The following is a 24,182-nucleotide window of genomic DNA, read 5'->3' on the forward strand; positions in this document are numbered from 1 at the left end:
CCCGATGTGGGGTTTCGTCCTCGCATCAAGTTCCTGAAGCCGGCTGTGCGTCTTCTGAGGCTCCGTCACCAAAGGACGTAGGGACCGATCCGGGCAGACCTCTCAAGTAGGCCAAGCGTGACGGACTACACGTACGAGGCTCTTGCGTCCCTTGCCCCTCCTCATGCCAAAATAGGACAAGGAGTCCGGGGAGGGCTCCTTCCGTCCCGTGGTGCTGCACTATGGGTGGAATCTCAGCATTGCACGCTTTGGGGGGTCTGGTGACTTCCTGATCGCCCTGTGACTGATCGTCACAGCGGTGTGACTGTCCGCTATGGCATGGTCCATCGGCTTCCGTCGCTGATGAACACCTGGAGGGGCAATTCCATCGGTTTGGCCGACGCGGCTGGACGGATGGTGTAGTTGTAGTGCCGAGGACAAGCCGTTCGTCCTATAACCGACTCGACTCGCGTCCGCCATTTCGGGCAACGCGGGTCAAGGTGCAGAATTTAGAGGAAAGAACCGAGAAGGTTCGGTTCTCCCGAGGAGGCCGCTCATGACCGCTCGCACCCCTGATGCCGAGCCGCTGCTGACCCCGGCTGAGGTCGCCACGATGTTCCGCGTCGACCCCAAGACGGTCACGCGGTGGGCGAAGGCCGGCAAGCTCACGTCGATCCGCACGCTCGGCGGGCATCGGCGCTACCGCGAGGCCGAGGTCCGCGCTCTGCTCGCGGGCATCCCGCAGCAGCGCAGCGAGGCCTGAACAACTGAATAACCGGGCAAACCGGCTGGTTCCCCCAACTGGCCGCGACGTCCTGAACCACAGCTCCACACGACGCGGGACCTGCCCCAACAGGCCCCACGCCCACGCCAGTCAGAGCTTTCCAGGCATACAAGGGTGCGTCGTCGATCGCGCTGGACTCCGCCGGGTCCAGCGCGATCTTTTTTGTGCACCCCCGGTCGGTCCACCGACGCTGCTGTGAGCGGCCTTGTAGGAGCCTGGGGAGGGGTGTCGGATCCCCTGTGCGGGACGCCCCGGTCAGGGTGCAATTGCACATATAAAATTGACTCTTTGTAGGAGGGAGGTGAATACCGCACTTTCCAAAACTCATGCAGTGACACCCGTCACATACCAAGCGGCTTGTTAGCCCTGCCGCAAGTGCGGTAGAGAAGCCTCCGGCTCCAGCAACCCCCGCCCCAGCGGGCGTTGGGACAACACGTCGATCACACGCGAGCCGGCCTCTCCTCCTCCCCGGCCGCAGCCGAGCCCTGAGCGGCACGCGGCGCCGACTCCATCGCCAGCCGCAGCAGACGGTGGCAGATCGGACAGTGCCGCGTGAGGTGCCGATACGACGACGCGGCCGACAAGTGCGCGCGAAGCAGAGCCCGCGTCTCGTGCCTGACCGCTGCCGCCATACGCCACCTCCACAAGGCCCCACAGAGAACGGCCCTGGTTCTGGGGTACCGACGGAATGAAAGGGCGTCAAGACGGCGTGGAGCGGCCCAGAAGCCGAACGCCGAGGGCAGGGCACACAAAAGAGCCCGGATCCGAAGATCCGGGCTCTCATCACGCGGTCCTGACGGGATTTGAACCCGCGGCCTCCACCTTGACAGGGTGGCGAGCACTCCAAACTGCTCCACAGGACCAGGTTTCGCGGCGCCATTCGTGCGTTGCGCTGCGAGAAGAGACTCTACAGGAGGGTGAGCCCCGGGCGCGAACTCACCCCCCGTACCCACCCCGTCACGGAGCCGCCGCGTCGATCGCCTTCACGATCCGCTTGTCGGAAACCGGGTACGCCGTGCCCAACGCGTGAGCGAAATAGCTGACCCGGAGCTCCTCGATCATCCACCGGATGTCCAACACCGACGACGGCACCGGCCGGCCCTGCGGCATCTGCTCCAGCAGCCAGGCGAACTCGTCCTGCATCTCCTGAACCTTCTGCATCCGCGTGGAGTCCCGCTGGACGTTCACCGGCATCTGCTGCAAACGCCGGTCGGCCGCCACCAGATAGCGCATCAGGTCCGGCAGGCGCCGCACCCCCGCCTCCGTCACGAAACCCGGCTTCACCAGAGCGTCCAACTGCCCCCGCACGTCCTGGAGATTCGGCAGCAGCGCGGGACTGCGCACCGCCTTCAGACGCCGCTCACACGCCTGCCAAGCGGCCAGCACCTGCTGCACCTGCCCCACCGTACGCACGGTCGTGTCGACGATCTCGGCACGCACCTTGTCATACAGCTTCCGGTACGACTCCTCGTCCCACACCGGCCCCCCGAAGTCCCCGATCAGCTTGTCGGCGGCGGCCATCGCACAGTCGTCGAACAGACCCTGTATCGAACCGTGCGGATTCGCGGACAACGCCAGCTTCTGCGCGTTCGTCAGGCGATCGCTCGCGAATTTCGCCGGATTCACCGGAATGTTCCGCAGGATCAGCCGCCGCGTGCCCTTCCACATGGCCAGCGCCTGCTCCGCCTCCGTGTCGAACAACCGCACGGACACCGTGTCACCGTCGTCGACCAGCGCCGGATACGCCTTCACCGGCTGACCCGCCCGACGCGTCTCGAAGACCCGGGTGAGAGCGCCGATCGTCCAGTCCGTCAGGCCCGAGCGCTCCAAGGACTCGCCCCCGGAGCGCTCGGCCGTCGCCGCAGCCGCCTGCGACAGAGCCTTACGGGCCTTCGGGCGCAGCCGCACCTTCAGGACCTCCAGATCCTTGTCCTCGGCCAGCTTGCGACGCCGCTCGTCAACGATCCGGAACGTGACCTTCAAATGGTCGGGGACCTTGGACAGATCGAAATCGTCCGCCTCGAAGGGCACACCCACCATGAGCCTCAGCTCACGGGCCATCGTCGTGGTCAAAGGCTCCTGAAGCGGCACGGCCCGGTCCAGGAACGCCCTCGCGAAGTTGGGCGCCGGCACGTAGTTCCGGCGGACCGGCTTCGGCAACGACCGGATCAACTCCGTGACCAACTCCTCCCTCAGACCCGGGATCTGCCAGTCGAAACCCTCGTCCGTCACCTGGTTGAGCACCTGCAACGGGATGTGCACCGTCACACCGTCGGCGTCCGCACCCGGCTCGAACTGGTACGTCACCCGGAACTTCAGATTCCCCTGACGCCACGAGTCCGGATAGTCCGCCTTGGTGACCTCGCCCGCCTTCTCGTTGATGAGCATCTCGCGCTCGAAATCGAGAAAATCAGGCTGCTCATGCCGCTTGTGCTTCCACCACGAGTCGAAATGCGCGCCCGAGACGACATGCTCGGGAATCCGCTGGTCATAGAAGTCGAACAGCGTCTCGTCATCCACCAGGATGTCCCGGCGCCGAGCCCGGTGCTCCAGCTCCTCGACCTCCGTCAGAAGACGCCGGTTGTCCGAGAAGAACTTGTGATGCGTACGCCAGTCACCCTCGACCAACGCGTTCCGGATGAACAGCTCACGGCTGATCTCCGGATCGATCCGCCCGTAATTGACCTTCCGCTGCGCCACGATCGGCACGCCGTACAGCGTCACCTTCTCGTACGCCATCACCGCGGCCTGGTCCTTCTCCCAGTGCGGCTCGCTGTACGAGTGCTTGACCAGGTGCGCGGCGAGCGGCTCGACCCACTCGGGCTCGATCCTGGCGTTGACGCGTGCCCACAGACGCGACGTCTCGACCAGCTCGGCGGACATCACGAAACGCGGCGGCTTCTTGAAGAGCGCCGAACCGGGAAAGACCGCGAACTTGGCACCACGCGCCCCCAGGTACTCGTTCTTCGCGCCCTCCTTCACATCCTTCATGCCGATGTGCGACAACAGGCCGGCCAGCAGGGAGAGATGGACGCGGTCGGCCGGGGCGTCCTCCTCGTTGAGATGAATGCCCATCTGCTTCGCGACCGTACGCAACTGCGTATAAATGTCCTGCCATTCACGGATGCGAAGGAAATTCAGATACTCCTGCTTGCACATCCGGCGGAAGGACGACGAACCCCGCTCCTTCTGCTGCTCACGGACATAACGCCACAGATTCAGGTAAGCCAGGAAATCACTGGTCTCGTCCCTGAACCGGGCATGCTGCTGATCAGCCTGAGCCTGCTTGTCCGCCGGACGCTCACGCGGATCCTGAATGGACAGCGCGGCGGCTATCACCATCACCTCACGCGCACAACCGTTCCTGTCCGCCTCCAGCACCATCCGCGCCAACCGCGGATCGACCGGCAACTGAGCCAACTTGCGACCGGTGTCCGTGAGCCGCTTACGCGGATCCTTCTGCGCCGGATCCAGAGCGTTCAGCTCCTGGAGCAGCTGAACACCGTCACGGATGTTGCGATGGTCCGGCGGATCAATGAAGGGAAACTTCTCAATGTCTCCCAGGCCGGCCGCCGTCATCTGCAAGATCACCGAAGCGAGATTCGTCCGGAGAATCTCCGCATCCGTGAACTCCGGACGCGCGTTGAAATCGTCCTCGCTGTACAGACGGATACAGATACCGTCCGACGTACGACCACAACGACCCTTGCGCTGATTGGCACTGGCCTGCGAGACCGGCTCGATGGGCAGCCGCTGCACCTTCGTACGGTGACTGTAACGAGAGATCCGCGCGAACCCCGGATCGATCACGTACTTGATACCCGGAACCGTCAACGAGGTCTCCGCCACGTTCGTGGCCAGAACAATCCTGCGGCCCGAATGCGGCTGGAACACACGATGCTGCTCCGCATGCGACAACCGGGCATACAACGGCAGAATCTCCGTGAACCGGAAATTCTTCTTGGTGAGCGCGTCGGCCGTGTCCCTGATCTCCCGCTCACCCGAGAGGAACACCAGGATGTCGCCCTTACCCTCCCGCTGCAGCTCCTCCACGGCATCGGTGATCGCCGTGATCTGGTCCCGGTCGGCGTCGTCGCCGTCCTCCTCCAGAAGCGGCCGGTAACGAACCTCCACGGGATACGTACGGCCACTGACCTCGATGATCGGGGCATCACCGAAATGCCGCGAAAAGCGCTCAGGATCGATCGTCGCCGACGTGATCACGACCTTGAGATCAGGCCGCTTCGGCAACAACTGAGCCAGATAACCCAGCAAGAAGTCGATGTTCAGGGACCGCTCGTGAGCCTCGTCGATGATGATCGTGTCGTAAGCACGCAGCTCCCGATCCGTCTGGATCTCCGCGAGCAGGATGCCGTCCGTCATCAGCTTCACGAACGTGGCATCCGGATCGACCTGATCCGTAAAACGGACCTTCCAGCCCACGGCCCCACCGAGCGGGGTGTCCAACTCCTCGGCAACCCGCTCGGCCACCGTACGAGCGGCGATCCTACGAGGCTGCGTATGCCCGATCATGCCGCGCACACCGCGACCGAGCTCCAAACAGATCTTGGGAATCTGCGTCGTCTTCCCCGAACCCGTCTCACCGGCGACGATCACGACCTGATGATCACGAATCGCCGCCGCGATATCGCCCTTCTTCTGGCTGACCGGCAACTGCTCGGGATACGAGACCTCCGGCACCAGGGCACGCCGCCCGGCCATCCGCTCCTCGGCCCTGCCCACCTCCGCCTCGATCTCGGCGAGCACGGCGGCCCGCGCCTCCGGCTTACGAATCTTGCGCGCACCTTCGAGCCTGCGCCCGAGCCGATGCGCATCGCGCAGGGACAGCTCGGACAGGCGGGGGGCGAGGGCGCCGAGGGCGGAGGCAGAGTGCGTAGACATACGCGATCCAGGATCTCATCCCCCGCAAAACAGAGGCGAACGGATTTCGACCACACAAGAAGACGCCCTGCGAGCACACGACCGACCAGCCACTCAATCGAGTGACCGAAGATCGATCACCTGAACACAGCCCCGCCCTCCCCCTACATTCCTGCACGTGAAGCTCGTGATCCGCGTCAAACTCCTGCCGACCCCCGAACAGGCATCGGCACTCCAGGCAACCCTCCACGCCTGCAACGCGGCAGCCGACCACGTCTCCCACACGGCCTTCACCACCGGCATCACACGCAACCGCGAACTACGCGCCCTGACCTACACCCAGCTCAAAACCCGATGGTCCCTCGGACCCAGGCAGCCCAGCACGTCATCAAAAAGACCAGCGACGCCTACACAGCCCTGGCCGGCAACCTCAACGCCGGACACCTCGGCAGACCCGGCTCCACACGCTTCCGCAGAGCCACCGAAAAACCCATCACCTTCCGACCCGAGGGCGCCCAGCCCTACGACGACCGCATGCTGTCCTGGCAGATGACACAACGCACCGTCTCCATCTGGACCGTGGCCGGACGCATGAAACGCCTCCCCTTCACCGGAGAGGAAACACAACTCCGCCTCCTCGCCCACCATCGCCAAGGCGAATCCGACCTGACCAGCCAGAACGGCCACTGGTACCTCCTGGCCACCATCGACATCCCGGAAACCCCCGCCACCTCGGATCCGCGGGGATTCATCGGCGTCGACCTCGGCATCACCAACATCGCCACCACCTCGACCGGCCACCGGCACAGCGGCCGGCACCTCAACCGCAGCCGACAGAACGACCGCCGCAACCGAGACAACCTCGCAAGGAAGCACACCCGATCCGCCAAACGGCGAGCCAAACCCCGCGCGGGAAAGGAAGCCCGGCGCACCCGCGACATCAACCACAAGATCAGTAAGCACATCGTGACGGAGGCCCAACGCACCGGCCGCGGCATCGCCCTGGAAAACCTCGGCGGCATCCGCGAACGGGCACGGCTGAAGAAGCCCCAACGCGTCACGATCCACTCCTGGGCCTTCGCTCAGCTCGGCGCCTTCATCGCATACAAGGCGCGCAGGGCCGGAGTGCCGGTGGTGCACGTCCACCCGGCCCACACCAGCCAGGAGTGCTCACGCTGCCATCACATCGACAAGAGGAACCGGCCGACACAGGCCGTGTTCTCCTGCAGGAACTGCGGCTTCGTTGAGCACGCGGACCTGAACGCGTCCCACGTCATCGCCGATCGCGGCTGGTGGACCTGGGTCTGCGGGGCCGAGTCACAGGTCCCTGCTCTCACGCTGATCGCGTAGAGCTGGATGCGCCGCATACGCCGAAGCCATCGGCGGGGCGAGCTGCGAGCCGGGGAGACTCATCTCTTCGGTAGCGGACGCGATCGCTCGTACCACGGGTGTGATCACGAGACATACAACAAGGCCCCGATCCGAGGATCGGGGCCTTAGCTGTGGCTGGGGCCGGGGTCGAACCGGCGACCTCTCGCTTTTCAGGCGAGCGCTCGTACCAACTGAGCTACCCAGCCACGAGGTTTCACGTGAAACCTCAGCGGTCCTGACGGGATTTGAACCCGCGGCCTCCACCTTGACAGGGTGGCGAGCACTCCAAACTGCTCCACAGGACCAAGCTTCGTACGACAGTGTCGCACAGGGTGGTGCGTGCCCCCAACGGGATTCGAACCCGTGCTACCGCCTTGAAAGGGCGGCGTCCTAGGCCGCTAGACGATGAGGGCTATCGGCCCGCCTGGGCGCTTCTCAGCGCGTCGGGGACGTGAGAAGCATATGGGATGGGGGGAGCTATCGCCAAAACGGTTTAGGGGGAGGCCGTCGGACTGCCCTCCGGCGGGGTGCTGGGGGACGGGCTCGCGCCGGGCTGGTTCTCCTTGGGGATGTGGCGGCTGACCTCGGCTGTGGTGAGGCCGAGGCCGCCCAGTTCGATCTCGTCCCAGGCCTGGAGATGGCGGGTGTCCCGGTCGAAGTAGAGGATCGACGTCTCGATGGGGTCGGGGTGCTTGCCCTCGATGGCGCGCAGGCCGCTGCCGCCCGTGGAGCCCTCGATGCGGAGGCGGGTGCCGTAGGGCAGGATCTCCATCTCGTCGTGGTGGAGGTGGCCTGCCAGGACCAGGGGGACTTCTCCGTCGACTTCGCGGGCGGCGTCGGGTTCGTGGGTGACGGCGATGTCGACCGGGGTGCCGGCCGTGTTCTGGTCGCGCAGGGCTGTGGCCAGTCGGGCGCCGGCGAGTTCCTGGGACTGTTCGGCGCCTGTCTGCTGGGAGCGGTCGGGGGTGAACTGGGGGTCGCCGATGCCGGCGAAGCGCAGGCCTTTGATCGTTTTGGCTTTGGCGTCGTCCAGGACGTGGACGTTTTTCAGGTTTTGCATGTAGCGCTGGGTGGTCATCGAGTCGTGGTTGCCGCGGACCCAGACGTAGGGGGCGCCGAGGTCTTCGATGGGGTCCAGGAAGCCGTTTTCGGCGGCTGTGCCGTGGTCCATGGTGTCGCCGGAGTCGACGATGACGTCGATCTTGTACTGCTCCACGAGGGAGGCGATGATCTTCCAGCTCGCCGGGTTGAGGTGGATGTCGGAGACGTGCAGGACCCGGATGGTGGAGGGGTCGGGCGCGTAGGCGGGGAGTGTGGAGGTGGCGTCGTAGAGCTTGGTCACGTTGGTGACCAGGCGGGCCAGTTCCTTCTGGTAGATGTCGAATTCGGTGACGATGTTGCGGGCGTTGCCGACGAGGGAGGGGGCGGAGGTGAGCAGGCCGGAGAACTTGGGTTCCAGGACGGAGTCGGGGCGCCAGGTGGCGTAGGCGGTGGTGCCTGAGGCGGCGAGGAGGGTGAGGGCGAGGCCGCCGGCGGCGAGGGCGCGGCGTGGGCGGCGGTAGACGGCGAGGCCGAGGGCGGTGGCTCCGGCGACGACGGCGACGCCGGAGCGGAGGGCGAGGTCGAGGGTGCCGCGGCCGACGTCTTCGTTGACTTCGTCTTGGAGGCCGGAGAGGCGTTCGGGGTGGTCGACGAGGGCTTGGGAGCGGTCGGGGTCGAGTTGGTCGATGTTGACGTCTAGGCGGAGGGGGGCGTTGTGGCTGTCGAGTTGGAGGTCGCCGAGGGGTGAGATGTTGATTTTGGTGCCGCCGGTGAGGGAGGGGCGGAGGGTCATGGTGGTGTTCATGGGGCCGACGGGGACGCGGACGTTGCCGACGACGAGGAGTCCGAGCCAGGCGCCGAGGAGGACGACGGTCACGAGTCCTGCCGCCCGGGCCCAGGGGTGCGGCTGTGCCACGAGTTCGATGGTGGTGGGTGCCTGGCGTGAGCGGTAGTGGCGGGTCAGGGCGCGTGGGCCCTGGAGGATCGGGTTGAGGACGCTCCGGACTGCGGCGGGGACGCGGGCCATTGGTCGCGTATGCCCGTGTGGGTGGGTGGATATGCGGAGCGGGAGGGCTCTCGTGCGGTGGGGTGGTGCCGGACAATGGGCGTGTGCTGGAGATGACGCGTGAGGAGTTCGAGGAGCTGGTCGCCGAGGCGCTGGACCGGATTCCGCCGGAGTTGATGCGGTTGATGGACAACGTCGCGGTGTTCGTCGAGGACGAGCCGCCGGCGGACGATCCGGAGTTGTTGGGGTTGTACGAGGGGACTCCGTTGACGGATCGGGGTGAGTGGTACGCCGGTGTGTTGCCGGATCGGATCACGATCTACCGGAATCCGACGTTGCGGATGTGTGAGTCGCGGGAGGATGTCGTCGCGGAGACGGAGATCACTGTGGTGCATGAGATCGCGCATCACTTCGGCATTGATGACGCGCGTCTTCACGCTCTGGGCTATGGGTGATCGGGTTGTGAATGCGGGGCGCGTGTCCTCTTGTGGGCGGGGGGAGTTGGAGGTGTTGACTCCATCGCGCCTTCCGGAGGTGGCCCCGTGCGCCCCTTGTACGTACCCGTCCGACTGGCCGTCACGGTCGTGGCGGTCGCCGCTGCCGCCGGCTGTATGAGTGTCGGCGACGACGACGTGGGCGGGAGTGTCAAGCCGTCGCACTCGGCCGGTCGGCCGGGTGGTGGGGCGCCCGATGGGGGGCCGGCGGTTTCGGGTGGCGGTGGGTTCGGCGTGGCGGGGGCCGAGGGTGTGCGGGGGCGTGGCAAGGGCCAGAAGGACGGGAAGGGCAAGGGGGGCGGGGGGCGGGGGTCGGCGTCCCCCGAGGTGTCGCCGAGCGCTGATGTGAGTCCGTCGGTGCCGGGGCGTGACGGGCCGGGGAAGCCGTCGCGGCCCTCGCCGAGGCCGCCGGTGCCGCCGGCGCCCACGCGGACGGTGGAGCCGGAGCCGACGCCGACGCCGCCGGAGCCGACGGTGTCGCCGGAGCCGACGCCGGAGCCGTCGTCGTCGGCGCATGAGCCGCCGGGGCCGCAGTTGGCGCAGCGGGAGCCGGCGCCGGAGGCGGGTTCGCCGGCGTGAGGTGGGGGTGCGGTGTGGGGTGGGGAGTCTGTGGGCCGGGGTGGGAACATTTCCGGGTGGCGGGTGGTTGCAGCTCTCGGGTGGCCGTTCGGTTGTCGGAGGGTGGCCCGCTGTTCCTGCGCGGTCCGGTTTGCCTTGAGGGGTCCGGAGTGCGTATGGTGGCAGATCGTTTGATCCCATCTTGCCCGGCGCCACTGCAGAGCGCGCCGTGTGGCGCGTACTCTCCCTTGCCGTGGTGGACCGCATTGAGGCGGTCGTATTGCGAATCGCGAATCACGGAGTTGACGGGCGCGTGCCGACTTGAGACTCCGGAAGGTTTCGCATTCGCATGTCCATCGCCAGTACTGATCACGTCGTCGTGCCCGAGAACGAGGCAATCGAGGACGCCCCCGAGGCCACGTTCACGGACCTCGGTCTTCCCGAAGGCGTTGTGCGCAAGCTTGCGCAGAACGGCGTGACCACTCCCTTCCCGATCCAGGCCGCGACCATTCCGGACGCCCTGGCCGGCAAGGACATCCTCGGCCGTGGCCGCACGGGCTCCGGCAAGACTCTGTCGTTCGGTCTGCCGACTCTGGCCACGCTGGCCGGTGGCCGTACCGAGAAGCACAAGCCGCGTGCGGTCATCCTGACGCCGACGCGTGAGCTGGCCATGCAGGTCGCCGACGCGTTGCAGCCCTACGGCGACGTCCTCGGCCTGAAGATGAAGGTCGTCTGCGGCGGTACGTCGATGGGCAACCAGATCTACGCCCTGGAGCGGGGCGTCGACGTGCTGGTCGCCACGCCGGGCCGGCTGCGGGACATCATCAACCGCGGTGCCTGTTCGCTGGAGAACGTGCAGATCGCCGTTCTCGACGAGGCCGATCAGATGTCGGACCTGGGCTTCCTGCCCGAGGTCACCGAGCTGCTCGACCAGGTTCCGGCCGGCGGCCAGCGCATGCTGTTCTCGGCCACGATGGAGAACGAGATCTCCACGCTGGTCAAGCGCTATCTGACCGACCCGGTCACGCACGAGGTCGACAGCGCCCAGGGCAACGTGACGACCATGTCGCATCACATTCTCATCGTGAAGCCCAAGGACAAGGCGCCGGTCACGGCCGCGATCGCCTCCCGCAAGGGCCGCACGATCATCTTCGTCCGCACCCAGCTGGGCGCGGACCGTATCGCCGAGCAGCTCTGCGACTCCGGTGTGAAGGCCGACGCGCTGCACGGCGGTATGACGCAGGGTGCGCGTACGCGTGTGCTGGAGGACTTCAAGAAGGGCTACGTCAACGCGCTCGTCGCGACGGACGTCGCCGCTCGCGGTATTCACGTCGACGGCATCGACCTGGTGCTGAACGTGGACCCGGCCGGTGATCACAAGGACTACCTGCACCGGGCGGGCCGCACGGCGCGTGCCGGCCGCACGGGCACGGTCGTGTCGCTGTCGCTGCCGCATCAGCGGCGTCAGATCTTCCGGCTGATGGAGGACGCGGGCGTCGACGCCGGGCGTCACATCATCCAGGGCGCCGGCGCGTTCGACCCGGAGGTCGCGGAGATCACCGGTGCCCGGTCGATGACCGAGGTTCAGGCCGAGTCGGTGGGCAGTGCCGCGCAGCAGGCCGAGCGTGAGGTCGCTCAGCTCGCCAAGGAGCTGGAGCGGGCGCAGCGGCGTGCGAGCGAGCTGCGCGAGGAGGCCGACCGTCTGGTGGCGCGGGTCGCTCGTGAGCAGGGTGAGGACCCGGAGGCCGCGGTGGCCGAGGCGCAGGCGGCGGTGGCCGCGGCGGTCGAGGTGTCCGTGCCCGAGCAGCCGGCGGCGCAGGACGTCGACCGGGCGGACCGGGACGACCGCGGCGGGCGTTCGTACGAGCGTCGTGACGACAGTCGTGGTGGTGGTTTCCGCCGGGATGAGCGTCGTGATGACAACCGTGGTGGTGGGCGTTCGTTCGAGCGTCGTGACGATCGTGGTGGCCGTGGTTTCGAGCGTCGTGACGACAGCCGTGGTGGCGGCTTCCGTCGGGATGAGCGTCGTGATGACAACCGTGGTGGTGGGCGTTCGTTCGAGCGTCGTGATGACCGTGGTGGCCGTGGTTTCGAGCGTCGTGACGACAGCCGTGGTGGCGGCTTCCGTCGGGATGAGCGTCGTGATGACAACCGTGGTGGTGGGCGTTCGTTCGAGCGTCGTGATGACCGTGGTGGCCGTGGTTTCGAGCGTCGTGACGACAGCCGTGGTGGCGGCTTCCGTCGGGATGAGCGTCGTGATGACAACCGTGGTGGTGGGCGTTCGTTCGAGCGTCGTGATGACCGTGGTGGCCGTGGTTTCGAGCGTCGTGACGACAGCCGTGGTGGCGGCTTCCGTCGGGATGAGCGTCCGGGCCGCCCGTTCGAGCGCCGGGACGAGCGCGGTGGGCACCGTGGCAGTGACCGCCCGTTCAATCGCGACCGTCAGGGTGACCGTCCCGGTTTCCGCACCTCCGGTCACGACCGTCCTTCCGGCCGTCGTGACGAGCACCGCGGTGGCGGCTCGTTCCAGCGCCGCGAGGACAAGCCGCGCTGGAAGCGCAACGGCTGACATCAGCGTGTGAGGAGCGCCGTGGTTCCGTCCCAACGGGTGGGCCACGGCGCTTCGTCGTTCCGGCGGGCTGGCGCGGACACGCCCGGACCGGTCGGTCGGGGGCGCTCGTCGGCCCTGTTCGTCCGTTCGACAGGGCCGGGAGACCGATACCCGATCGGAGAGGCGGCGTCGTCCGGTTATGCTCGTGGGGGCGACATCGCCTGGGCCCTTAGCTCAATTGGCAGAGCAGTGGACTTTTAATCCATTGGTTGTGGGTTCGAGTCCCACAGGGCCTACGGGGGAGCCCCGGTCCGGATTGTCTCCGGGCCGGGGCTCTTGTCGTTGCGGGGGTGAGGTCAGCCGGTGGCGAGCATCCCCGACCGCAGTCGGGCCACGGTGCGGGAGATCAGCCGGGACACGTGCATCTGGGAGATGCCGAGCCGGGCACCGATCTCCGCCTGGGTGAGTTCCTCCACGAAGCGGAGGTGGAGGATGAGGCGCTGGCGTTCGTCGAGTTCGGCGACCAGGGGGGCCAGGGCGTGGAAGTTCTCGACGAGTTCGAGGGCCGGGTCCTCCTCGCCGATGAACTGCGAGAGCGTGGTGTCGCTTTCGTCGGGGTCGCCGGTGACCGTGGCGTCGAGGGAGGAGGACAGGTAGCCGTTGGCGGCGATCTGGGCCTCGACGACCTCTTCCTCCGTCAGGTTCATCAGGGCGGCGAGTTCGGCCACCTTCGGTGCGCGGCCGAGGCGGGAGGCGAGTTCCTCGGTGGCCTTGGCGAGTTCGGTGCGGGCTTCCTGAAGGCGGCGGGGCACGTGCACGGCCCAGGAGGTGTCACGGAAGAAGCGCTTGATCTCGCCGATGATGTACGGGACCGCGAAACTGGTGAACTGGACCTCGCGGGAGACCTCGAACCGGTCGATGGCCTTGATCAGGCCGATGACGCCGACCTGGACGATGTCCTCCATGGACTGGCCGCTGGTGCGGAAGCGGCGGGCCGCGAAGCGCACCAGGGACATGTTCATCTCGATGAGCGTGTTGCGGGCGTACTGGTATTCGGGTGTGCCTTCCTCGAGCACGGCGAGCCGGTCGAGGAACTGGCCGGTCAGCCCGCGTGCGTCCTGCGGGGCGAGCTTCTGGGGCTCGGCGATCTGCGGCAGTTCCTCACCGGTGTAGGTGGCGGAATCCGTCGTCGTGCCGATGCGCGTGGTCGCCGTCACGGGCCCTCCCTCTTGTTCCGGCCCGCTCCGATCCCCCGACAGGCCACCTCCAGCGCCGTTACCCGCCATCGCCCGGCTCATGCCCGGCATATGCCCCGGCGAGACGTTGACCACAGTCGGCGCAGGTCGAGGCGGTGTCGGGGTACCCGGTCCTGTGCTGCGACGGTAGGGCAGAGGAGGGTGGGCGGTGCGGTGCGCGGGAGAAGGGCGAGGGGTTGGCGGAGCAGACGGTTGTCGTTTGACAACTATAGGTGGAGGGCAACAGCCTAGGCGTGCCGAATGTGCGGGGGAAGGGACCGGAAGGGCCGATTCCGTGCGCGGGTGGTTCAGGCAGTCCGGGTGCCGGACGAGGGGGAGTCTTCGGAGTCGTCGTGTATCTGGGCCGCCGCCGCGTCGCAGAACGCTTCCAGCCCTTGCAGCAGCGCCACCCGCTTCGCCGCGGGCATCTGGTCGAGCACCGCGCGCAGCGCCTGCTCCCGGCGTACCCGCAGGTCGGCGAGGAAGGTACGGCCCCGGCCGCTGAGGTGCAGGCGCACCTCGCGCCGGTCGGCCGCACCCACCTCCCGCTCGACGAATCCGGCCGCCTGCAGCCGGTCGCAGAGCCGGCTGGTCGAGGGCGGTGTGGAGGCGAGGGAGTCGGCGAGCGTGCGCAGGTTGATGCCCTCGTGGTGTTCGAGGATGAGCAGCACCCGCAGCTGAGAGGCGGAGGCCGGCGCCGTCGAGGCGCTGCCCCAGAGGACTTCCAGCAACTCCGCGGCCGTGGAGGTCACACGGGCGACCTCTGCTGGCTCAGGGCGGGGTCGGAGGGAAGTCACAGTCACACTCTCGCAGGCACCGGGATGGCCGTCAGCGTACTAGGCGTGATGTGAGCCGCCCGGGACCCGCCTCCCGGGCCCGAAGACGAGAAACCGTTTCCGAGGACGTGTCGACGTCCCACCGAGGATGGTGAACAGACCACCGTGACCACGATCACGCACAGATTCGTGGCCGCCGAGCGCGCGCTGCGCACGGCGGCCCCCCACCAGTTGCTGGACGCGGTCCGTCGTGTACTGACCGATCAGTACGCGGCGGACTCCGTCGAGCTTTTCCTGGCCGACTACGGGCTGACGGTGCTCCAGCCGGTGTCCGTGCTGCCGCGCACCCTCCCGCCGGTGTCCGTGCACAACAGTCCGGCGGGCCGGGCCTTCGGTGCGCAGGAGCCGTACGTGGAGGCCTTGTCGGGTGATCTGGTGCGGGTGCATCTGCCCGTCACCGTGCGCGGCGACCGCCTCGGGGTGCTGACCGTGACCCTGCCGGGCGGCGGGCACGCCGACGGCTGCCTGGGCGAGCTCGCCGAGATCGCCCAAGTGCTCGGGCACGAGGTCGTCGTGGCCGAGCGGGACACCGACGTGTATCTCCAGGCGCGCCGCCGGGACCGGCTGACGCTGGCGGCCGAGATGCAGTGGCAGCTGCTGCCGGGCCGCTCCTGCGCCCGCCCCGAGTACGAACTGGGCGCGCAGCTGGAACCGGCGTACGCGATCTTCGGGGACAACTTCGACTGGTCCGCCTCGGCCGACCGGCTCAGTCTCTACGTCACCAACGGCATGGGCGAGGGTATAGAGGCCTCGCTGCTGACGAACCTGGCGATCAACGCCCTGCGCAACGCGCGCCGGGCCGGGCTGCCCATCGAGGACCAGGCGGCCCTGGCCGACCAGGCGGTGTACGCCCACTACCGGGGCCGTTGCTATCTCTCCGTGCTGATGCTCGACTTCGACCTGGCCACCGGGCAGGTCCGGGTGGTGGACGCCGGGTCGCCGCGGATGCTGCGGCTGCGCCGGGGCGCGGTGGAGCGGGTGCCCTTCGAGGCCCAGCTGCCGCTCGGCATGTTCGAGGAGACCGACTACGTCGTCCAGGAGTTCCGCGCCGAGCCCGGCGACCGCCTGGTCTTCGTCAGCGACGGGGTGTACGACGTCGCCTCCCCGGGCGGCGAGGCCTACGGGGACGCGGCCCTGACCCGGGCGATCCAGGCGACCCGGCTGCTGCCCGCCGCCGAGGTGCCCCGGGCCGTCCTGCGCGAACTGACGGGTCATCGCGGCGAGTCCACTCCGGACGACGACGCCCTCGTGGTGTGCCTGGACTGGCGTGGTCGGTAGGGGCTGGGGGAAGACGCAGGTCGGGAGCGCCGGCGGGCAGTTGTTTGGTGGTGCCGCACGCCGGCACTAATGTTTGTCATACGGCAAGTAACGGCTGAGGCGCCGTCGCGCGACCTCGGTCCGGCCCGTGCAAGGGAGCGATACAAGTGTCGGTGTCGGAAGAGAACGCGGAACACGAGCCGGCCGCATACCAGGTGAGCGCATTCCTGGAGCGGCGCCGGGAGCAGATCGCCCAGCGCTGGGCGGACGCCGCGCTGTTCCGCACGGTCTTCACCGTGTCGCGTGACGAGGCGGTCGAGGCGGGCCGGGCCGTGACCGCCGCGCTGGCGGCCGTGGCGGCCTCGGGGCGGCTGGAGGACATCCGGGCGGCCGGCTTCGAGTCGGTGCGCGACCAGTTGGGGCGCATGGCGGCCTCCCGCGCCCGCACGGGCATCGACCCGGACGGGGTCGCCACCGAAGTGGCCGCCCTGCGTGAACCGGTGGCCGACCTGCTGCGCGCGGAGTTCCCGGAGCCCTACGCCCCCGAGGCCCAGGAGGCCGTGGTGGCGCTGACCGTGCTCATGGGCACGCTGCGCCTGGTCGTGCTGGAGACGACGGTCAGCGCGGGCGAGGAGCTGATCGCCCGGCAGCGCGAGCAGCTGCACGAGGTGGCCACCCCGGTGATCAAACTCTGGGACAGCACGGTCGCGGTGCCGCTGATCGGCACCCTCGACAGCGCGCGCAGCCAGGTGGTCATGGAGAGCCTGCTGGACGCGATCGTCGCCGAGCGCGCCCGGTACGCCATCCTCGACATCACCGGCGTGCCCACGGTCGACTCGCTGGTCGCCCAGCATCTGATGAAGACCGTGGCCGCGGCCCGGCTGATGGGCGCCGAGTGCATCGTCTCCGGCATCCGGCCCGCGATCGCGCAGACCATCGTCCATCTGGGCATCGACCTGGGTACGGTGCTCACCCGTTCGAGCCTGGCGGACGCGCTCGCCTACGCCCTCAGTCAGCAGGGTGTGGAGATCGCGCCGCTGCGGGTGGCCGGCGCGGCGGCGGACGCGGGCACGCGGTGACCGGGCCGGCGGGACACGGGCCCCCGGGCGGACACGGCTTCACGGTGCCGGTCCTCCAGCTGGGCGACGTCCTGCTCGTCACTCTCCAGGGGGAGCTGCACGACGGGATGGCCGAGCAGCTCCAGCAGGACGTCACGGACCGGATCTCGCACTCCCGGGTGAACGGGGTGGTGATCGACATCTCCGGTGTGGAGATCGTCGACTCCTTCCTGGGCCGCGTCCTCGCCGAGATCGCCGCCGGAGCCAAGCTGCTGGCGGCCCGTACGGTGCTGGCGGGGATGCGCCCGGCGGTGGCGATCACCCTGGTCGAGCTGGGGCTCACCCTGCCCGGACTGCGGACGGCCCTGGACGTCGAACGTGCGATGGAGCTGCTCGGTGTGACCACGCGCCGGGGCGAGGGGAGTTGGTGATGCAGACTTCCCGCCATGCCGGCCCGGCCAGCCTGCCGATCGGCTCGGACGCCGATCTGGCCTGGGTGCGGCAGCAGGTCCGGCAGGCCGCCGCCGAGCTCGGGTTCGGGCTGGTGCAGCAGACCAAGCTCGTCACGGCGGCGAGCGAACTGGCCCGCAACACCCTCGTCCACGGCGGGGGCGGCCATGTGCAGATCACTCCGCTCACCATGGGGCAGTCGCACGGACTGCGGCTGGCCTTCGTCGACACCGGGCCCGGCATCCGCGACCTGGACCAGGCGCTGACCGACGGGTACACCAGCGGCGGCGGGCTCGGGCTCGGCCTGAGCGGGGCCAAACGGCTCGTGCAGGAGTTCGAGGTGGACAGCCGGCCCGGTGAGGGGACCACCGTCACCGTCACCGCCTGGGCCACCGTCGTACCGCCCTCCCGGACGGTGCCGTGATGAGCAGGGTCTGGGACGTGCCGGTGGACGACTCGACCCGGGTGCGGGACGTCCGGGTGGCGGCCGAGGAGGCCAGCGCCTGCGCCGGCCTGCCCCCGAACCGCACCGCGACCGCCGCGCTCGTGGCGACGGAGCTGGCGACCAACCTGCTGCGGCACGCGGGCGGCGGGCGCGTGCTGATCAACCTCGTCGAGCGGGCGCACGACGACGACCACCGGCCGGCGGTGCAGCTCGTCTCGGTCGACCACGGCCCCGGCATCCCCGACGTCGCCGCGGCGATGCGCGACGGATACACCACGACCGTCGCCACCTCCCTCGGCGCCGGGCTGGGCACGTGCCGGCGCATAGCGAACGACTTCGATCTGCACAGCGCCCCCGGCCGGGGCACCGTCGTGATGGCCCGGATCGGCCACGAGCCGGCCGTCCGCAACCAGGGGCCGCCCCCGCCCGGTCCGCGCGCCGGGGGTGTCAACGTCCCCCTCGGCCGGGCCGAGCAGTCCGGGGACGCCTGGGGCCGGGTGCGCGGCGGCGACCGGCTGACCCTGCTGCTCGCCGACGGGCTCGGGCACGGGGCGAAGGCGGCCGAGGCCTCCACGGCGGCGGTGGCGGAGCTGCGCGGCGTGTCCGAGCTGCCGCCTCCCGAGATCCTGCGGAGGCTGGGCCGGGCCCTGCGCCCCACCCGGGGCGCGGCCGTGGCGGTGGCCCAGCTCGACATGGGCGCGGGGGAGTTGAGTTTCGCCGGGATCGGCAATGTCGGCGCCCGGCTGCGGACCGGCGGCACGTGGAAGGCGCTGCTGTCCCGCCCCGGCATCGTGGGCGCGCAGGCCCCGGCGTCCGTGCCCGTGCAGCGGGTGCCCTGGCAGGCCGACAGCCTGCTGGTCCTGCACAGCGACGGCCTGCCCAGCCGCTGGACGCCGCCCGACGACGGTGTTCTCCCTGGCTGCGACCCGGCGGTGGCGGCCGCGGTGGTGCTCCGCGACGCCGGGAGCGCGGCCCGGCCGACACGGGACGACACCTGCGTGGCGGTACTGACCGCCGGCGGCGTGAGCCGCCACGGTTCGGGGGCCTGACGGATGTCGGGGGGCGGGACGGTCGGCGGTGTGAGCCGCCCGGGTTCGGGGGCCTGACGGGTGTCGGGGGGCGGGACGGTCGGCGGTGTGAGCCGCCCGGGTTCGGGGGCCTGACGGGTGTCGGGGGGCGGGACGGTCGGCGGTGTGAGCCGCCCGGGTTCGGGGGCCTGACGGGTGTCGGGGGGCGGGACGGTCGGCGGTGTGAGCCGCCCGGGTTCGGGGGCCTGACGGGTGTCGGGGGGCGGGACGGTCGGCGGTGTGAGCCGCCCGGGTTCGGGGGCCTGACGGGTGTCGGGGGGCGGGACGGCCGGCGGTTATGACCGCCCCGGTGGTGTGAGCCGCCACGGCTCGGGGATTTGGCGGGTGTCGAGGGGCCGGACGGTCGGCGGGGGTTCACCGGCGGCCGACCGCTGAGAAGACGCCGTCCGTCCGCCTCCCGGGACTCACTCGATCCCGTCGACGCCCGGTACCACCTTGTCCCGGGCCGTCAGGAATCCCCGCAATCCCCTGCGCAGTGCCGTCCGTTCGGCCGGTTCCATCGCGGCCAGCGCGGTGGCCAGGGCCTGGGCGCGGCGGCCGGCGACCTCCCCCAGCACATGCCGGCCGTGTGTGGTGAGCCGCAGTTGCACCTCGCGGCGGGTGTCGGGGTGCGGGGCCCGCTCCAGCAGGCCGGCCGCCGCCAGGCGGTCGCAGAGGCGGCTGGCCGTGGGGAGGCCGATGTCCAGGCCTTCCGCGAGTGCCGTCAGATTCAGGCCGGGCGTCGCCTGCACGGTGCGCAGGGCCCGCAACTGGTGCAGGGACAGGCGCAGGGACGCCTCCTGGGCGGCGACCGACCACAGCGCCGTCAGACTCTCCACCGCATCGGCGATCTGCGATGCGACGGCCTCCGGACCATCGCCCGGTCCCCTCACCCGTTGGTCGCCGGGGCCGCCGAGATCGGTCACGAAACGGTCACTTCCATAAAGCTCCGGGTACTGATGAGGTCGCCCTCTTCCAAAGGCTGTACCCGAGGAACCGAGGGGCAAGCAGCTCGGTTCGGTGCCCGGCCGGACCGGGGGCGGTTCAGCCCGCGCTGAGTTCCGTCAGCGCGGCCAGCGGCAGCGTGTGCTGGGTCTGGAGAACCTTCGCGCGCAGGTAGCGGACGTTGTGGGCGGTGGTGAAGACGCCCGTGGGAACGCGGTCGCGCACGTCGACGCCCAGGGACCGCAACTGGCCCGCCTTGTCGGGGTTGTTGGAGAGCAGGTCCAGCTCGCCGATGCCCAGGGCCCGGAGCATCTGGGCCGCCGCCGTGTAGTCGCGGGCGTCCTCCGGCAGTCCGAGGGCCGCGTTCGCCTCGTAGGTGTCCAGGCCCTCGTCCTGGAGGGCGTAGGCGTCGAGCTTGTTGTAGAGGCCGATGCCCCGGCCCTCCTGGCGGAGGTAGAGGAGCACGCCGCCGCGCTCGGCTATGCGCTCGACCGCCTCGCGCAGCTGCGGGCCGCAGTCGCAGCGGACGGAGCCGAACACGTCCCCGGTCAGGCACTCGGAGTGCAGCCGCACCAGCGGAACCGGCCCGGGCTCGCCCAGCACGACGGCCACGTGCTCCTGCCCGTCGGCCAGCCCGTGGAAGGTGACGAGCTCGGCGTCGGCCTCGTAGCCGTCGTGGAAGCGCAGCGGGACCCGGACGCGGGAGCGGGGGGTGGCGAGGACGGCGGGTGTGTCGGGCATGCGGGGCCTCCGGGTTCCGTTTCCTGTTCGGCTGCACAGCCGTATTGCTTCAGATTTGAAGCAGATGCGCGAGGGGAACCCTACTCGTGCTTGAAATTTGAAGCAATGAGGATGGGGGGCGGGCTGGTGTGGCGAGCATCACTGCCGGGTGATCGGCGTGATCGGCGTGGCAGCGGCGGCCGGGTGGCTGGGTGGCCGGGATGGCCCGCGGGGCCGCGTGGCCTACGTGGACGACGCCGGAGTGCGCCCCGACCCGGGGCGAGGGCGGCGCGAACGGAGGTCAGTGAAGGAGGGGCCTGTGTGATCCGCGTCACCCCTGTCGCGTCACGCGCAGGGCGACGACGACCTCCGCCGCCACGGCACGTCGTCCGCCGCCGGCCGCGCCCCGTCCTCCTGGAGCCCCTGTGCGATCGCCGCGGAGATCATCTCCAGCTGCCCCACCTGCTCCTCGCTGAGCCGGTCGAATACAAAGCTCCGCACGGTCTCGACATGGCCGGGTGCCGCGCGCTCCAGCACGGCGAAGCCCTCGTCGGTCAGCGCGGCGACGCTGCCCCGCTTGTCGGCGGAGCAGGCCTCGCGCCGCAGCATGCCGTCCTTCTCCAGTCGCGTCACCGCGTAGGTCAGCCGGCTGCGCGTGATCTTCAGCCGCTCGGCGAGATCGGTCATGCGCAGTCGCCGTTCCGGGGACTCCGACAGGACGGACAGGATCGAGTAGTACAGGTGCGGCATGCCGGCGTCCTGCTGGAGCTGCCGGTCGATCGCGTCCTCCAGGAGCAGCGAGGCGGCGATGTAGGCGCGCCAGGCGCGCTGCTCATCGGGGGTGAGCCAGCGAGTCGTCATGCCGCCAGTGTAGGTTTGTTTCAAACTTGAACCAAGCCGGTCCAGTCCCGCCGTCCCGACCAGCCGCGGAGCGCCGATGCCTCACCCGTACGTCCTGCTGTCCGCCGCCGTCTCCCTCGACGGCTACCTGGACGACACCGGACCCGACCGCCTGCTCCTGTCGAGCCCGGCCGACTTCGACCGGGTCGACGAGGTCCGGGCCTGTGTCGACGCCATCCTGATCGGCGCCGGCACCATCCGCGCCGACAACCCCCGGCTGCTGGTCAACTCCGAGGCGCGCCGGGCCGCCCGCACGGCCGCCGGGAAACCGGAGTACCCCCTGAAGGTCACCGTCAGCGGCTCCGGCGACCTCGACCCGGACGCCCGCTTCTGGCACACCGGCGGAGAGAAGGTCCTCTACACGACCGACCGGGGCGCCGCCCGCGCCCGTGCCCTCGGCCTCGCCACCGACGTCGTCCCGCTCGGGCCCGACCTCGACTGGCGGCGACTCCTCACGCACCTGCACGACGTCCGGGGAGTACGCCGCCTCATGGTCGAGGGCGGTGGCCTGATCCACACCCAGCTCCTCACCCAGGGCCTGGCCGACGAACTCCAGCTGGTCCTCGCCCCGCTCTTCGTGGGCGACCCCCGGGCACCCCGCCTCTTCGGCCCCGGCGGCTACCAGGGCGGCCGGCTCCGGCTGCTGGAGTCGCGGCGGATCGAGGACGTCGTCCTCATGCGCTACGAGCCGACCGCCCCGGGCACCGGCCCCCTGCCCGCCGCCGCCGACCACCACTGGCTGGCCCTCGCCTGCGAACTGGCGGGCCACTGCCCGCCCTCGGACACGGCGTTCAGCGTGGGGGCGGTGGTGGTCGGCGCCGACGGCACGGAACTGGCCCGCGGCCACTCCCGCGAGGCGGGCGACCCGGTCGTGCACGCCGAGGAGGCGGCCCTGGCGAAACTCGACCCGGCCGATCCGCGCCTGTCCGGAGCGACGGTGTACAGCAGCCTGGAGCCCTGCGCCCGCCGCGCCTCCCGCCCCGCGCCCTGCGCCCGGCTGATCCTCGACGCGGGTGTACGGCGGGTCGTCACGGCCTGGCGTGAGCCGGACACCTTCGTCGCGGACGCCGACGGCAGCGGCCTTCTCTCGGCCGCCGGAGTGGAGGTCGTCGTCCTGCCGGAGCACGAGGAGCGGGCCAAGGCCCCGAACCGCCACCTCCCGGGCTGAGTGCGGGCCGATCGGCCCAACACATCCTGCGTCGGCACCGCTGTCCGGGTCACGCTGCCCGCAGGGTCAGAACGACGGCGCGGAGGCGGCGGCCATGAGGTCAGCGCGGAGACGAAGGACGGCGGCACTGCTCTTCCTGCCGCCGCTCATCGCGCTCGCCCTCCTGGTGCCCTCCTGCCGGTCCGACGGCCCGGACGCCCGCACCATGGGCCCGGTCCTGCCCTCCGACGCCCCGCTCACGCACCCGGGCGTCCTCGTCGGCCAGGCTCAGCTGGACGCCGTACGCGAGCACGTCACCGCCGGGCGGCAGCCCTGGCGCAAGGCGTACCTCGCCATGCGGGACAGCGCGTACGGCTCGGCCCGGCACCGGGCAGAGCCGTACGAGACCGTCGTCTGTCCGGCCGGTGACCTGGAAGGCCGGGGCTGCGCCGCGGAGCGCGAGGACGCCCTGGCCGCCTACACGCAGGCCCTGCTGTTCGCCGTCACCGGCGAACGGCGGCACGCCGAGAAGGCCGGGCAGATCATGGACGCCTGGTCGGCCACGCTGCGCCGGCACACCGGGGAGAAGGCCGCGTTGCAGGCCGGCTGGACCGGGTCGGTCTGGGCCCGGGCCGCCGAGATCGTGCGGCACACGCCCGGCGGGAGCTGGCCGGCCACCCGGGTACGGAGCTTCGAGGACATGCTGCGGACCGTCCACCTCCCCCAAGTCGGCGGGTCGCAGCCCGACTTCACCGGTTCCTGGGACCTCGTGGCGATCGACGCGGTCATCTCCGTCGCCGTCTTCCTGGAGGACCGCCGGGCCTTCGACCACGCCCTGGAGCGCTTCCGGCAGCGCGTGCCCGCCTACTTCTACCTGGAGAAGGACGGCCCCGTGCCGCTGACCGTGCCCGGCTCCGGCGTGGACGGCCCGCAGCGGATGGCGTCGTACTGGTTCGGGCAGACCACCTACCGGGACGGCGTCTCCCAGGAGACCTGCCACGGCTTCCGGCGCGTCGGCACCTCGCTCGCCGCCACCGCCCACATCGCCGAGACGGCCTGGCACCAGGGCGTCGACCTCTACGGCGAGACCGAGGACCGGCTGACGGCCGCGCTCGCCCTGCACGCCCGCCACGAGCCGGGTGAGCGACCACCCGAGTGGCTGTGCGGCGGACGCGTCGACGAGGGCCTCGGACCTCACCTGGAGGTCGCCCTCCACCACCTGGAGGAACGGATCGGCCGACCCGTCCCCGCCGCTCACAAGGTGGCCGCACGGTCCCGGCCGGCCGGGACCGACGACCTGTTCACCGCCTGGGAAACCCTCACCCACACGGGCACCCCGGGCGGCTGAGCGGCGGGTGTGCGCGAACCGTCCCGCGGATGGCGTACACTGGAGTCACAACGGCGCGGGGTGGAGCAGCTCGGTAGCTCGCTGGGCTCATAACCCAGAGGTCGCAGGT

Annotated in this window: 18 protein-coding genes, 5 tRNA genes and 1 pseudogene; 12 read left to right on the forward strand and 12 right to left on the reverse strand. The window is 69.7% G+C overall.

The annotated features are described in order from the left end of the window. Positions 1–535 precede the first annotated feature (535 nt). A complete protein-coding gene (gene bldC / locus QNO09_RS34660) occupies positions 536–742 on the forward strand; it encodes a developmental transcriptional regulator BldC (RefSeq protein WP_003949541.1) in 207 nt (68 codons plus the stop codon). 461 nt (positions 743–1,203) lie between these two features. Here the strand turns inward: bldC and QNO09_RS34665 are convergent, their stop codons facing one another. The 3 genes from QNO09_RS34665 to hrpA form a co-directional block, all read right to left on the reverse strand. Next, positions 1,204–1,395 carry a DUF6274 family protein gene (locus QNO09_RS34665; RefSeq protein ID WP_283974202.1) on the reverse strand — a complete coding sequence of 64 codons (192 nt, stop codon included), beginning with the start codon at positions 1,393–1,395 and terminating at the stop codon, positions 1,204–1,206. A gap of 156 nt (positions 1,396–1,551) precedes the next feature. Further along, a tRNA-Asp gene (locus tag QNO09_RS34670) sits at positions 1,552–1,626 on the reverse strand. 94 nt (positions 1,627–1,720) lie between these two features. Then, positions 1,721–5,665 (reverse strand): ATP-dependent RNA helicase HrpA, encoded by a 3,945-nt coding sequence (hrpA, locus tag QNO09_RS34675; RefSeq protein WP_283974203.1) that lies wholly within the window; start codon positions 5,663–5,665, stop codon positions 1,721–1,723. Between the two features lie 157 nt (positions 5,666–5,822). On the opposite strand from hrpA, the pseudogene QNO09_RS34680 reads away from it, so the two are divergent. Beyond that, positions 5,823–6,994, forward strand: a pseudogene (locus QNO09_RS34680) (RNA-guided endonuclease InsQ/TnpB family protein). A gap of 153 nt (positions 6,995–7,147) precedes the next feature. On the opposite strand, the gene QNO09_RS34685 reads toward QNO09_RS34680, so the two are convergent. The 4 genes from QNO09_RS34685 to QNO09_RS34700 form a co-directional block, all read right to left on the reverse strand. Continuing rightward, positions 7,148–7,221 (reverse strand) — tRNA-Phe (locus QNO09_RS34685). A gap of 24 nt (positions 7,222–7,245) precedes the next feature. Then, positions 7,246–7,320: transfer RNA gene (locus QNO09_RS34690), tRNA-Asp, on the reverse strand. Positions 7,321–7,355: 35 nt separating this feature from the next. Continuing rightward, positions 7,356–7,428: transfer RNA gene (locus QNO09_RS34695), tRNA-Glu, on the reverse strand. An 80-nt stretch (positions 7,429–7,508) separates the two neighbouring features. Further along, entirely contained in the window at positions 7,509–9,083 is a 1,575-nt protein-coding gene (locus QNO09_RS34700; RefSeq protein WP_283974204.1) for a metallophosphoesterase family protein, read from the reverse strand. Between the two features lie 83 nt (positions 9,084–9,166). On the opposite strand from QNO09_RS34700, the gene QNO09_RS34705 reads away from it, so the two are divergent. From QNO09_RS34705 to QNO09_RS34720, 3 genes are all read left to right on the forward strand, one after another. Then, the gene (locus QNO09_RS34705; protein ID WP_283974205.1) at positions 9,167–9,517 is read left to right on the forward strand and encodes a metallopeptidase family protein; all 351 of its coding nucleotides are present in this window, start codon (positions 9,167–9,169) and stop codon (positions 9,515–9,517) included. Positions 9,518–10,463: 946 nt separating this feature from the next. Beyond that, positions 10,464–12,683 (forward strand): DEAD/DEAH box helicase, encoded by a 2,220-nt coding sequence (locus tag QNO09_RS34715; protein WP_283974207.1) that lies wholly within the window; start codon positions 10,464–10,466, stop codon positions 12,681–12,683. 205 nt (positions 12,684–12,888) lie between these two features. Continuing rightward, positions 12,889–12,961 (forward strand) — tRNA-Lys (locus tag QNO09_RS34720). A 60-nt stretch (positions 12,962–13,021) separates the two neighbouring features. Here QNO09_RS34720 and QNO09_RS34725 read toward each other — a convergent pair. Both QNO09_RS34725 and QNO09_RS34730 read right to left on the reverse strand, forming a co-directional pair. Continuing rightward, entirely contained in the window at positions 13,022–13,882 is an 861-nt protein-coding gene (locus QNO09_RS34725) for an RNA polymerase sigma factor SigF (RefSeq protein ID WP_283974208.1), read from the reverse strand. 326 nt (positions 13,883–14,208) lie between these two features. After that, positions 14,209–14,703 (reverse strand): MarR family winged helix-turn-helix transcriptional regulator, encoded by a 495-nt coding sequence (locus QNO09_RS34730; protein ID WP_283974209.1) that lies wholly within the window; start codon positions 14,701–14,703, stop codon positions 14,209–14,211. A 138-nt stretch (positions 14,704–14,841) separates the two neighbouring features. Here QNO09_RS34730 and QNO09_RS34735 point away from each other — a divergent pair, with 138 nt between their 5' ends. The 5 genes from QNO09_RS34735 (at position 14,842) to QNO09_RS34755 (ending at position 18,995) form a co-directional block, all read left to right on the forward strand. Beyond that, the gene (locus QNO09_RS34735) at positions 14,842–16,014 is read left to right on the forward strand and encodes a PP2C family protein-serine/threonine phosphatase (protein ID WP_283974210.1); all 1,173 of its coding nucleotides are present in this window, start codon (positions 14,842–14,844) and stop codon (positions 16,012–16,014) included. Between the two features lie 146 nt (positions 16,015–16,160). Further along, positions 16,161–17,072, forward strand: coding sequence for an STAS domain-containing protein (locus QNO09_RS34740; RefSeq protein WP_283974211.1), 912 nt, complete (start codon positions 16,161–16,163; stop codon positions 17,070–17,072). Then, positions 17,069–17,482, forward strand: a complete 414-nt coding sequence (locus tag QNO09_RS34745) for an STAS domain-containing protein (protein WP_283974212.1) — start codon at positions 17,069–17,071, stop codon at positions 17,480–17,482. The genes QNO09_RS34740 and QNO09_RS34745 overlap by 4 nt, the downstream gene beginning before the upstream one ends. Beyond that, the gene (locus QNO09_RS34750) at positions 17,482–17,925 is read left to right on the forward strand and encodes an anti-sigma regulatory factor (RefSeq protein WP_283974213.1); all 444 of its coding nucleotides are present in this window, start codon (positions 17,482–17,484) and stop codon (positions 17,923–17,925) included. The genes QNO09_RS34745 and QNO09_RS34750 overlap by 1 nt, the downstream gene beginning before the upstream one ends. After that, complete coding sequence (locus QNO09_RS34755; protein ID WP_283974214.1) at positions 17,925–18,995, forward strand: SpoIIE family protein phosphatase; 1,071 nt, start codon at positions 17,925–17,927, stop codon at positions 18,993–18,995. Before QNO09_RS34750 ends, QNO09_RS34755 begins: the two co-directional genes overlap by 1 nt. 443 nt (positions 18,996–19,438) lie before the next feature. Here the strand turns inward: QNO09_RS34755 and QNO09_RS34760 are convergent, their stop codons facing one another. The 3 genes from QNO09_RS34760 to QNO09_RS34770 form a co-directional block, all read right to left on the reverse strand. Beyond that, positions 19,439–19,939: a MarR family winged helix-turn-helix transcriptional regulator gene (locus QNO09_RS34760; protein ID WP_283974215.1), complete on the reverse strand. Its 501-nt coding sequence runs from the start codon at positions 19,937–19,939 to the stop codon at positions 19,439–19,441. Positions 19,940–20,057: 118 nt separating this feature from the next. Then, positions 20,058–20,699, reverse strand: coding sequence for a GTP cyclohydrolase II (locus tag QNO09_RS34765; RefSeq protein WP_283974216.1), 642 nt, complete (start codon positions 20,697–20,699; stop codon positions 20,058–20,060). A 324-nt stretch (positions 20,700–21,023) separates the two neighbouring features. Further along, positions 21,024–21,539 carry a MarR family winged helix-turn-helix transcriptional regulator gene (locus tag QNO09_RS34770; protein ID WP_283974217.1) on the reverse strand — a complete coding sequence of 172 codons (516 nt, stop codon included), beginning with the start codon at positions 21,537–21,539 and terminating at the stop codon, positions 21,024–21,026. A gap of 76 nt (positions 21,540–21,615) precedes the next feature. On the opposite strand from QNO09_RS34770, the gene QNO09_RS34775 reads away from it, so the two are divergent. Together QNO09_RS34775 and QNO09_RS34780 are read left to right on the forward strand one after the other, a co-directional pair. Continuing rightward, complete coding sequence (locus QNO09_RS34775; protein ID WP_283974218.1) at positions 21,616–22,746, forward strand: dihydrofolate reductase family protein; 1,131 nt, start codon at positions 21,616–21,618, stop codon at positions 22,744–22,746. 94 nt (positions 22,747–22,840) lie between these two features. Continuing rightward, the gene (locus QNO09_RS34780; protein WP_283974219.1) at positions 22,841–24,073 is read left to right on the forward strand and encodes an alginate lyase family protein; all 1,233 of its coding nucleotides are present in this window, start codon (positions 22,841–22,843) and stop codon (positions 24,071–24,073) included. The last annotated feature ends 109 nt before the right edge of the window (positions 24,074–24,182 follow it).

This window comes from Streptomyces sp. 378, from assembly GCF_030124145.1.
GTDB lineage: Bacteria > Actinomycetota > Actinomycetes > Streptomycetales > Streptomycetaceae > Streptomyces.

Coding starts and splice junctions, on each gene's coding strand:
- bldC (WP_003949541.1), top strand. CDS start 536: ATGACCGCTCGCACCCCTGATGCCGAGCCGCTGCTGACCCCGGCTGAG.
- QNO09_RS34665 (WP_283974202.1), bottom strand. CDS start 1,395: ATGGCGGCAGCGGTCAGGCACGAGACGCGGGCTCTGCTTCGCGCGCAC.
- hrpA (WP_283974203.1), bottom strand. CDS start 5,665: ATGTCTACGCACTCTGCCTCCGCCCTCGGCGCCCTCGCCCCCCGCCTG.
- QNO09_RS34700 (WP_283974204.1), bottom strand. CDS start 9,083: ATGGCCCGCGTCCCCGCCGCAGTCCGGAGCGTCCTCAACCCGATCCTC.
- QNO09_RS34715 (WP_283974207.1), top strand. CDS start 10,464: ATGTCCATCGCCAGTACTGATCACGTCGTCGTGCCCGAGAACGAGGCA.
- QNO09_RS34750 (WP_283974213.1), top strand. CDS start 17,482: ATGCAGACTTCCCGCCATGCCGGCCCGGCCAGCCTGCCGATCGGCTCG.
- QNO09_RS34755 (WP_283974214.1), top strand. CDS start 17,925: ATGAGCAGGGTCTGGGACGTGCCGGTGGACGACTCGACCCGGGTGCGG.
- QNO09_RS34765 (WP_283974216.1), bottom strand. CDS start 20,699: ATGCCCGACACACCCGCCGTCCTCGCCACCCCCCGCTCCCGCGTCCGG.
- QNO09_RS34770 (WP_283974217.1), bottom strand. CDS start 21,539: ATGACGACTCGCTGGCTCACCCCCGATGAGCAGCGCGCCTGGCGCGCC.
- QNO09_RS34775 (WP_283974218.1), top strand. CDS start 21,616: ATGCCTCACCCGTACGTCCTGCTGTCCGCCGCCGTCTCCCTCGACGGC.
- QNO09_RS34780 (WP_283974219.1), top strand. CDS start 22,841: ATGAGGTCAGCGCGGAGACGAAGGACGGCGGCACTGCTCTTCCTGCCG.